Genomic DNA, 9,677 nt, shown 5'->3' on the forward strand with positions numbered 1-9,677 from the left:
GTAGCCCACGAGGCGGTCGAACTGGGCGCGGTTCACGATTCGGCCGTAGTCCGGGTTCTCCTCGGATGCCGAGCCATAGAGCTCGTGCACTGCGTCGGCGAGCAGCGGGGCGAGCCGGGCCAATACGGGCTTCGCACCGATCACGTAGTCGGGGGCGACGCAGGTCTGGCCGGCGTTCATGAATTTGCCCCAGGCGAGCCGCTTCGCGACCTCGGTGAGCGGCACCGACTCGTCGACGTAGGCGGGAGATTTCCCGCCGAGCTCAAGCGTCACGGGCGTGAGGTTGTCAGCGGCCGCGTGCGCGACGATGCGCCCGACCTTGCCATTGCCCGTGTAGAAGATGTGGTCGAAGCGCTCGGAGAGCAGCGCCGTGGTCTCGGGGACTGCCCCCTCGATGACGGCAACGGCCCGCATATCGAGGGTGTCGGGGATCACCTGAGAGATGAGCTTCGCGGTGGCAGGCGCAAGCTCACTCGGCTTGATCACCACAGCGTTACCGGCGGCGATCGCCCCGATGACGGGCGACAGCGCGAGCATGAGCGGATAGTTCCACGGCGCGATCACGAGCGCCACGCCCAGTGCCTCCGGGACGACCTTTGCGCTCGCCGGTTGGAGTGCGAGCGGCACGCCGACCCGGCGCGGCCGCATCCACTTCGAGAGGTTCTGCAGCGTGTGATCAAGCTCGGCTACAAGGAAGCCGATCTCAGTGAGCTGTGCCTCGGTGCCCGACTTGCCGAGGTCGTCGGCCAGGGCGCGCTCAAAGTCGCTCCCGCGATCGATCAAGAGGGTGCGCAGCCGCGTCAGCTGGTCGCGCCGCCACTGCTCAGGTCGCGTGACTCCCTGGTCAAAGGAGTGGCGCAGCCCAGCTACGATTCCCGGAATACGTTCAATAGCAGTGAAACCCATGCGCCCAGACTAGCCTGGGCACATGGGTTTCGGGGAGTGATTGGGGCGCTCCGATAATCGCATCGCACGGCACTGCCGCGGCGCGCTTACCGGCGAGGATTAGCCGTGGAGCGCAGGCACGATCAGGTAGATACCGAAGAGCACTGCCACTACTGATGCACCGAAGCAGACGTTCGCGGCGATGGTCGCCCAGCGGGGGCGGCCTGCCTCTTCGTCGATGTCGTCATCCTCATCATCGCGGTCGGGGCCGACGGGCACGATCGTGCCGTCTGGCCGGCGTGCAGGGCGCGGCGGGGTCGCGAGGAAGCGGATCCCGAGCGAGTACAGCGCGACCACGAACACCGCGGCGAACAGCGAGGTCCCGAAGACCGTCACGAACGCCATCCAGTTGATTTCGCTCATTCTGCGCCTCCCTCGTGCTGCTTGTTCGCGGCCTGCTTCGCGGCCTTTCTCGCTGCCTTCTCAGCGGCCTTCCGCTCGGCCTTCGCAGCCTCACGCGCGGCCTTCTCGGCGGCGCGCTTGGCCTTGTCGGAGCGAACGGCGGACTGCGCGACGGGGGTGAGCGGCGGAAGCGTCCCGGTCTTCGTGGGCACCTTCTTCACGCGGCCCTTGCCCATGCGCACGGCGTAGCCGGACTCGGCGACGTCGGGCACGGCGATCGCGTTGCCCGCGTCAACCTTGTTGCGGCGCGAACGCCAGAAGATGAACAGGATGAAGAAGAGGCCGAGCACGGCGTCGACGATGATTCCCCAGGTACCGAGGTGCGCGATAAGCGCGGCGACCGCGCCGACGAGGCCCGCAGCGGGGAGCGTGAACAGCCAGCCCGAAGCGATGCGGCCGACAGTGCGCCAGCGAACGGTTGAACCGCGACGGCCGAGGCCGGAGCCGATGACCGAGCCCGAGGCCACCTGGGTGGTCGAGAGCGCGAAGCCGAGGTGGCTCGATGCGAGGATCGTTGCCGCGGTCGAGGTCTCTGCCGCGAAGCCCTGCGCGGGCTTGACGTCAGTGAGGCCTGCGCCGAGGGTACGGATGATGCGCCAGCCGCCCGAGTAGGTTCCGAGCGCGATCGCAATCGCACAGGTCGCGATCACCCAGAACTGCGGGCCGGTGCCCGCGGCCTGGTTGCCCGAAGCGACGAGCGTCAGAGTAATGACGCCCATCGTCTTCTGCGCGTCGTTCGTGCCGTGCGCGAGCGCGATGAGCGACGAGGAGGCGATCTGGGCGTAGCGGAAGCGGCCGCGGCCGTCCTTACGTCCGTCGTGGCGGCGGGTAATCGCGTAGGCGACACGAGTCGCGACGAACGCGACGATGCCCGCGGTCAGCGGAGCGGCGAGAGCCGGGAGGAGGATCTTGGAGAGGAACACTCCGCCGTTAATGGCAGAGAAGCCAGCACCGACGATAGCGGCACCGATCAAGCCGCCAAACAGTGCGTGTGAGGAGCTCGAGGGGAGGCCATACAGCCAGGTCACGAGGTTCCAGACAATCGCGCCGATCAGGCCGGCGAAGACCATCTCGGGGCTGATGAGTACCCCGCCCTCGCCCTCATTAATGAGGCCACCCGAGATCGTTTTCGCTACCTCTGTTGAGAGGAAGGCACCGATGAGGTTGAGGATGGCCGCGAGTAGCACGGCGGTCTTCGGCTTGAGCGCGCCCGTAGCGATGGGCGTGGCCATCGCGTTGGCCGTGTCATGAAAGCCGTTCGTGAAGTCAAAGAAGAGTGCGAGCGCTATAACCAGCAGCACGATGAGGGTGAATTCCACCGTCGCCTTCCGTTCGGCGTTGTGTGTTGACGTGTGTCCTCGCGTACCCGCTCACGGCAAATAAGCCGCCGTTCACGCGCGCGCTATCTAAATGTAGGCACCCGGCCATGTCCCGGTCAAGCTGGACCCCCTCAGTTCACCTCCCGTTCACCTTGGCGAGGTGGGTACGGAAATAACAACGACACCGCGTATGTTGGTGAGGATGAGCGATGTGTGTCGCTCGCAGATTGAGGAGGGTGCAATGAGCACGGCACAGATTTCAGATTTCCTGCCCGCAGAGGGTGCGATCACGATGTTCTCCACCGAGTGGTGCGGGTACTGCAAGCGACTGAAGGTGATGCTCGACAAGACCGGCATCCCGTTCACCGAGATCGACATTGAGAACACCCCGGGCACCCCCGAACTCGTCGAACAGGCGAACGGCGGCAACCAGACCGTGCCGACTGTGATCTACCCAGACGGCACGACCGCGACGAACCCGACGCTCAACGATGTGAAGGCGAAGCTCGGGCTGTAGCGCCTGGCCCGGCCGACGGCCGGGCCCCCACCAGCCTGTTGCCGCGAGACACCATGCCAAGCCGATCACGGCTCTTCGTCGACGCCGGTAGTCACTACACCTTCGATTGCGAAGAGCGAGTTATCCACAATTTCCCCCGCTCGTGACACGGGGTGCTGCTCGGCGGTGATACTCGGTGAATGGACGTATCTGCAGACCTCCAACCGGCCTCAGAGCATCTCGTGCAGGCACGAGAGCTCCGGCGCTGCGGCTTGAGCGAGCGCGACATCACACAGTCGCTACGCAGCGGCGCGCTCGTGCGACTGCGACAGGGTTGGTACGCTCGTGGATCCTTTTGGAACGACGCCCGACCCGAGACCCGGCATCTCGCCGCCATCCTCGCCGCGCAGCGTGCGGCCGCCTCCCCACCGGTGTTCTCGCATCTCAGCGCAGCCGTACTTCTCGACCTCCCCGTTCTGTCAGCCTGGCTCTGGGCCACACACGGTGCAGCTGCTCGCCCCGACGACCGCACCGTCCATGTCACCCTTCCGCTCGGCAGCAGGGCTTCGTCAGGCAAGACGTTGATCCGTCACCGCGGCACTCTCAGCCCCACCGACGTGCTGTCCCGCGCCGGGCTTCAGCACACCGGCCCGGAGCGCACCCTGAACGACCTGGCACGGTCTGTCCCGTTCGAGGTGGCTCTCAGCGCTGGCGACGCACACCTGAGAGCGGCCGCGCGATTCGGCCGCCATGCTAACCCACAGGCAGTGTCAGCATGGCGGCAGGGCATGCACGCTCGGGCCACCCGTCATCGCAACCGTCCAGGGAACCGCTCGGTGCGCGCCCTCGCCACACTCGCACACCCCCTGGCTGACTCTCCGCTCGAGAGCGTAAGCCGGCTGCGCTTCGCCCAGCTCGGCATTGGTGTAACGATGCAGGTGCCAGTGGCCGCTCGTGGGCGAGGCTCGCTCTACCTCGACTTCTTGCTTGATGGACTCGGGATCTGGGGAGAGGCCGACGGCAAGCACAAATATGTTGACGCGAAGCTGCGAGGAGGGCGCAGCCCGGAGGAGGTCCTCTACGCCGAGAAGCAGCGCACCGAGTGGATCGCGGGCACCACCGGCCTGCGAGTGGTCCGCTGGGGCGTCGCCGAGGTAACGACGCTGGAGAGGTTCGCGGCGCACCTGCGCGCGCACCGGGTCCCGTTCCCCGGATCCCCGAGTGCCGCATGGGTGCCGCCTGTGCGCGAGTTCCTGCGCAATCTCCCCTGAGCCCGCACTCGCCCACCACCCGCGCGGCCTCGGCGCTCTCCCGATATCCAGCTGCCCCAGTGTCGCCCCGCCAGAGCACCCTCTTCCTGCAAGAGCACCCCCTTTCTACGCGTAGAAAGGGGGTGCTCTTGCAGGAAGGTGGTGCTTGCGCGGCTTGGAGCAGCCGGGCGGCCGCGGCAGCCCTGCCCGGGCTTAGCCGAAGTTCAGGCGAACCTCCGCGTAGCGCGCCTCGGGCACGGTCTTCAGCTTGCCCACGGCATCCGAGAACGGCACCAGCTCGATGCGGTCGCCGTGCAGCCCCGCCATCTTGCCCCAGTCCCCCGCGAGCACGGCGTCGGCGGCGGCGATCCCCGAGCGCGTAGCCAGCACTCGGTCAAACGCCGTCGGAGAGCCGCCGCGCTGCACATGCCCGAGCACCGTAGCGCGGGTCTCGATGCCTGTGCGCTGTTCGATGAGCGGGGCCAGCATCTCGGCGACTCCACCGAGCCGCGGCCGGCCAAAGCCGTCGAGGCCCTCCCGGGTCACGGCCTCGTCGTCACCTTCGAGCTTGAACCCCTCGGCCACGACGATGAGTGCGGAGCGGCCACGATCGCGCACATTCGCGACCCACTCGCAGACCTGCTCGAGACTCTCGGGGAATTCGGGCAGCAGCATCGCCTGGGCGCCGCCGGCCATTCCTGCGTGGAGCGCGATCCACCCGGCGTCGCGTCCCATAACCTCGAGCACCATGCAGCGCCTGTGCGAGTCGCCGGTCGTGCGCAGCCGGTCAATTGCCTCGGCCGCGATCGACACCGCGGTGTCGAAGCCGAAGGTGTAGTCGGTTCCGGCGAGGTCGTTGTCGATGGTCTTCGGCAGACCGACGACGTTGATCCCTGCGTCAGAGATGATCGACGACACAGTTTGCGTGCCGTTGCCGCCGATGAGCATGAGCCCGTCGAGGCCGTAGCTCGCCATCTTGTCGCGGAGCGAGTCGAGGGCTTCCTCGGTGACCGGGGCTTCCCACGGTGGGACCCGGCTCGTCCCGATGAAGACGCCGCCGAGCGGCGACAGGCCGCGCACCGTGGGGCGGTCCAGCTGCACGAACTCGCCGTCGTGGAAGCCGCGCCACCCGTCGATGAACCCGATCATCTCGAAGCCGTGAACGTCGACGCCGCGAAGCACGGCACCGCGAATCGCGGCGTTCATCCCCGGACTATCCCCACCAGAACAGAGCACACCAATACGCATGTCACCATGTTAGTGGTGGCGCGAATAGTACAGACACACACATTCACGCCATTCTGGCGCTGGGAAGCGCCAGAAGCAGCAGATGCACCAAAAGCGCGCGAAGCACCAGAAGCACGCGAAGCGCCAGAAGCGCCCGCAGCGTCATAGCCGCGAGCGCCCGCGAACTACTCCGCGTCTGCCGCTTCCACCGCACGCTTCAGCACGCTCATGAGCGCGAGCAGCTGCACCGGATCAGCGTTCTCTTCGGCCGCAGGCGCTCCGTCGAGGGCGCGAGCCGCGAGGCCCGCCTTGCCGTCGATGAGCTCCGCGATCCGAGCGTCGAGTGTCTGCGCAGCGATGATGCGCCACGCGGTGACGGGCTCGGCCTGGCCGATGCGGTGCACGCGGTCGATCGCCTGTGTCTGCTCGGCGTCCGTCCAGCTGAGCTCTGCGAGCACAACGTTCGACGACGCCTGGAGGTTCACGCCGACGCCGGCTGCGGTGAGTGAACAGACCGCCACCGCGACCTCGGGGTCGGTGTTGAACGCGTCGATCTGCTCCTGACGGAACGTCGCCGACTGCTCGCCGCGGATCGACACCGTGCGCAGGCCGGCTTCGGCGAGCTGCGCCTCGGCGCGGTCCATCACGTCGATGTGCTTCGCGAAGAACACGACCTTACCGACCGAGCGCGCGAGCTGTGCGGTGTAGTCGACCGCGAGGCCTGCCTTTGCGACACCGATCTCGCGGACCATCGTGAAGACGTTGAGGCCGTCGGCCGAAGCATTCGACTCCTCGAGCTCCTGCGCTGCGACCATGCGAATAATGGCCTCGTCCGAGAGCTTCTGCCCGAGCTTGCCGTTCTTGACCGCGGTGAAGCGCTCGAAGAGTTTCTGGGCGAGCTTCGCCTCTGCCGCGTGAATGCCGCGACCGAGTTCATCGTCGAGTTCAACCGGGAGATCGACCACGCGCTTGGCGGGCAGGTCTGCCGCGACATCGATCTTGCGACGGCGCACGATGCCCATGTCGATGACGCTCTGGCGCCCCTCGGGGTAGAACGGCGGGTCGGCGGGCGTCCAGCCGTTGTTCTCGAGCTTCGCCATGAGCTCGGGGCCCGGCTTGTCTGCGTCGGTCCATCCGAGGAACCGCCAGATGGCGCGGAAGTCGTCAATGTCGTTGATGAGCGGCGTACCGGTGAGCGCGATGAGCAGCGGCTGCGAGCCGCGGGTGCGCTCGCGGATGCTCTCGGCGATTGCGAGCACGTTACGCGAGCGCTGCGACTGCGTGTTCTTGATCATGTGCGCCTCGTCGACGACCATGCTCTTGAAGCCGAAACGCGAGATCCAGCTCAGGTGCCGGTCGAGAATGTCGTAGTTCACGACGAAGACGTCTGCGAACGCGTCGACCGCTTCACCGTCGCCATGGATCACGGTGACGCGGCGCTGCGGTGTCCACCGCTCGACCTCGCGGGCCCAGTTCATCTTCACGACGTTCGGAACGACGACGAGCATCGGGTAGGCGTCTGCGACCGAGGCCGCGATGACCGACTGCGCGGTCTTTCCGAGGCCAGGCTCGTCAGCGAGCAAGAAGCTGCGGTGTCCGTCACGGACACCGGCAAGGAAGCGCGCCTGGTGCGGCATGAGTTCGAGGCCTGCGGGTGCGAGGCGATCGGGCACGGGTGCCTCTGGGAGATCCATGCACGCGGCTCCCCCGCCGCCCTGCTCGAAAGACTTCAGCAGCGGGTTCAGCAGCTCCCAGTTTGCGAGCCGCACCACCGGGGTGGGCTGCTTCGGGGGCTCAAGCGAGGGCGCGAGGAACGGGTTCGCGAGCATGCGAGAGTTCACGCGTGCGGGCTCAACCTGGCGCTCTGCGAGCTCCGGCGGCACCAGCGTCTTCACTGGCTCCGGAGCCGCGGGGGCCTCCTCGGGCACATCGATGCCGGCCTGCACGAGCATCTTGCGCTTGAGCTGGCGGGTAGCCTCGGTGATGGTGGCGCCCGGCTCGAGCAGCGTGATGAGGCTCGTGTCGCGCGCAGCGGTCTTCGCGAGGATCGCGGCGACGCCGTCGAGACGCTTGAGGGTCTCGGCGCGCTCGTTGTCGCTCACGCCCTCTTCGGTCTTGACGCGTGCTCGCTCCTCGCGCATGAGCAGCGCGATGACCTGAAACTTGGTGCGGTTCTGCGGGCTTGCCTTGCCGCGCTGCGCCGAAGCCTCGACCTCGCGCACGGCGCGAGCGAGAAGTGGGATGATGCCCTCGTTGTGGGCGTGCTTACGCGTGCCGCCTGAGCGCTGTCGCTTAGCTGGCTGGCGTGTGGCAGTGCTGCTTGCCAATTGCTCTCCTGGTGGATCTTTGCGTGACGCACCGAAGTTGGGCGACACGTAGCATGCGCGTCCCTCAGCTATTCGGGACGAAGCCGCTCGCGCGTTTGAGAACCTGAACCGTGCGTTACACGGGATTCAATTAAACGTCGCGCGACTATGGGTTGATACTATCACCCGATTCTGCACACGCACCGCAATCGTTCAGATCTCGGGCGATCCGACGGGCCACAGCCGTCAGCGAGATCCGGCAGGCCAGCCAGGTCAGACGGCAGGGGTGTCTGCGCGGAGCTCCGCGAGAATCGTCCGGGTTTCCGCAACGTCCTCGTGCATCCGGGCGATGAGCGCGTCGACCGAGCTGAAGGGAAGCATCTCGCGAATCCGCTGCGCGAAGCGCACCTCCATCTGCGTGCCGTAGAGGTCGGCGCTGAAGTCAAGCACGAAGGCTTCCACGCGCGGAGCACCCTCGGGCTCGAACGTGAGGTTCACTCCCACGGAGATCGCCGCGTCGCGTTCGACGCCGTCAATCACCACAGATCCGGCGTACACGCCGTGAGCGGGAATCAGCCCCTCAACGGCACCGCCGAGGTTCGCGGTCGGAAATCCGAGCTCGCGCCCGCGGGCGTCACCATGCACGACCTCGCCGCGAACGGCGTGGCAGCGTCCGAGCATTTCGCGGGCCGCCACGAGATCGCCCGCGAGCACCGCGTTGCGGATCAGTGTGGAAGACACCGCGCCCACTTCTTCGTCGCCAACACTTTCGACGACCTCGACGGTGAAGCCGTGAATGGGTCCGAGCTCTCGCAGCAGCGCCGCGTCGCCGAGGCCGCGGTGACCGAAGCGGAAGTCGTCGCCGAGGAGGACGTGGCGGACATTCAGCTGACCGACGAGGATCCGCTCCACGAATTCACGCGCGGGGATCGCGGCGAACTCAGCGTCAAAGTTCACCATCACGCAGGCGTCGACGCCCGCCTGGTCGAGCAGCTCGAGTCGCTGCGCGCGGCTCGCAAGCGGCAACGGGCAGACATCGGGCTGCAGAAAGCTCAGGGGGTTGTTCGCAAAGGTGAAGACCACCGACTGCAGGCCGTCGCGTTCGGCGGTGCGCAGCAGCGACGCGATGATCGCCCGGTGCCCCAGATGGACCCCGTCAAACTTGCCGACGGCCACCGCGGTGCCGCCCGAAAAGTCAGCGGGCTGCAACTCTTCGACGGCAGAGACAAGCCGCATCAGTCGCTCTTTGCTTCGCGCGAGAGCCAGATGAGGCCGAGAATCGGGAGCAAGAGCGGGATGAAGCCGTAGCCGCGCCCGAAGTGCGACCAGACGGAGGCGTGCGCGAACAGCTGCGGCATGGCGATGCTCAGGGTGCCGACGATGAGCACACCGAGCAGCTCGAAGGTGAGCGCCGCCCAGGCGATCGGACGCCAGATGCCTCGGCCGCGCCGGATCAGCGCAATTGTCGCAACGATGTAGACCACGCCCGACACCGCAGACAGGATGTACGCGAGGGGTGCCTCATCGAACTTCGTGAGGATTTGGTAGAACGACCTAAACGTCGCTGCGAGCGCGAGAATGATGTAGACGGTAATAAGCACCCGCCCGAGCCCACTCATTCGCTCGCTGCGCTGCTCTACCTGGCCTGTTTCTCCCACGTCACTCACTCTCTCAGTGTACTCGCCCGTTAGCCCCAGATAACGAGCATGCGATAGGTCATCACTGCCACCGC

At 66.6% G+C, this 9,677-nt stretch carries 9 protein-coding genes; 2 read left to right on the forward strand and 7 right to left on the reverse strand.

What is annotated here, in order from left to right; all coding sequences use genetic code 11:
• From ACI1US_RS03060 to ACI1US_RS03070, 3 genes are all read right to left on the reverse strand, one after another.
• A partial coding sequence (locus ACI1US_RS03060; RefSeq protein ID WP_461638064.1) for an aldehyde dehydrogenase family protein occupies positions 1-906 on the reverse strand: 906 nt, incomplete at its 3' end.
• Positions 907-1,005: 99 nt separating this feature from the next.
• A complete protein-coding gene (locus tag ACI1US_RS03065) occupies positions 1,006-1,308 on the reverse strand; it encodes a hypothetical protein (RefSeq protein ID WP_416550106.1) in 303 nt (100 codons plus the stop codon).
• A complete protein-coding gene (locus tag ACI1US_RS03070; RefSeq protein ID WP_416550105.1) occupies positions 1,305-2,666 on the reverse strand; it encodes an inorganic phosphate transporter in 1,362 nt (453 codons plus the stop codon). The genes ACI1US_RS03065 and ACI1US_RS03070 overlap by 4 nt, the downstream gene beginning before the upstream one ends.
• Before the next feature lie 241 nt (positions 2,667-2,907).
• Here ACI1US_RS03070 and ACI1US_RS03075 point away from each other — a divergent pair, with 241 nt between their 5' ends.
• Positions 2,908-3,183: a glutaredoxin domain-containing protein gene (locus ACI1US_RS03075; protein ID WP_416550104.1), complete on the forward strand. Its 276-nt coding sequence runs from the start codon at positions 2,908-2,910 to the stop codon at positions 3,181-3,183.
• 179 nt (positions 3,184-3,362) lie between these two features.
• On the forward strand, positions 3,363-4,433 hold the full coding sequence (locus ACI1US_RS03080; protein ID WP_461638067.1) for a hypothetical protein: 1,071 nt from the start codon (positions 3,363-3,365) through the stop codon (positions 4,431-4,433).
• A gap of 192 nt (positions 4,434-4,625) precedes the next feature.
• Here the strand turns inward: ACI1US_RS03080 and ACI1US_RS03085 are convergent, their stop codons facing one another.
• The 4 genes from ACI1US_RS03085 to ACI1US_RS03100 all read right to left on the reverse strand — a co-directional run bounded on the left by ACI1US_RS03085 (position 4,626) and on the right by ACI1US_RS03100 (position 9,564).
• Positions 4,626-5,660, reverse strand: coding sequence for a 6-phosphofructokinase (locus ACI1US_RS03085; RefSeq protein ID WP_416550103.1), 1,035 nt, complete (start codon positions 5,658-5,660; stop codon positions 4,626-4,628).
• Positions 5,661-5,824: 164 nt separating this feature from the next.
• Positions 5,825-7,966 (reverse strand): DEAD/DEAH box helicase, encoded by a 2,142-nt coding sequence (locus ACI1US_RS03090; RefSeq protein WP_416550102.1) that lies wholly within the window; start codon positions 7,964-7,966, stop codon positions 5,825-5,827.
• Between the two features lie 252 nt (positions 7,967-8,218).
• Positions 8,219-9,181, reverse strand: a complete 963-nt coding sequence (locus ACI1US_RS03095; RefSeq protein WP_461638069.1) for a bifunctional riboflavin kinase/FAD synthetase — start codon at positions 9,179-9,181, stop codon at positions 8,219-8,221.
• Positions 9,181-9,564 (reverse strand): hypothetical protein, encoded by a 384-nt coding sequence (locus tag ACI1US_RS03100; protein WP_461638071.1) that lies wholly within the window; start codon positions 9,562-9,564, stop codon positions 9,181-9,183. Before ACI1US_RS03100 ends, ACI1US_RS03095 begins: the two co-directional genes overlap by 1 nt.
• Between the last annotated feature and the right edge of the window lie 113 nt (positions 9,565-9,677).

It is taken from the genome of Leucobacter sp. BZR 635 (assembly GCF_048061935.2).
In the GTDB taxonomy this organism is placed as follows: Bacteria; Actinomycetota; Actinomycetes; order Actinomycetales; family Microbacteriaceae; genus Leucobacter.

Bases quoted from the DNA above. Each gene is read 5' to 3' on its own strand.
- ACI1US_RS03080 (WP_461638067.1), top strand. From the start codon at position 3,363: ATGGACGTATCTGCAGACCTCCAACCGGCCTCAGAGCATCTCGTGCAG.
- ACI1US_RS03085 (WP_416550103.1), bottom strand. From the start codon at position 5,660: ATGCGTATTGGTGTGCTCTGTTCTGGTGGGGATAGTCCGGGGATGAAC.
- ACI1US_RS03065 (WP_416550106.1), bottom strand. From the start codon at position 1,308: ATGAGCGAAATCAACTGGATGGCGTTCGTGACGGTCTTCGGGACCTCG.
- ACI1US_RS03095 (WP_461638069.1), bottom strand. From the start codon at position 9,181: ATGCGGCTTGTCTCTGCCGTCGAAGAGTTGCAGCCCGCTGACTTTTCG.
- ACI1US_RS03075 (WP_416550104.1), top strand. From the start codon at position 2,908: ATGAGCACGGCACAGATTTCAGATTTCCTGCCCGCAGAGGGTGCGATC.
- ACI1US_RS03100 (WP_461638071.1), bottom strand. From the start codon at position 9,564: ATGAGTGGGCTCGGGCGGGTGCTTATTACCGTCTACATCATTCTCGCG.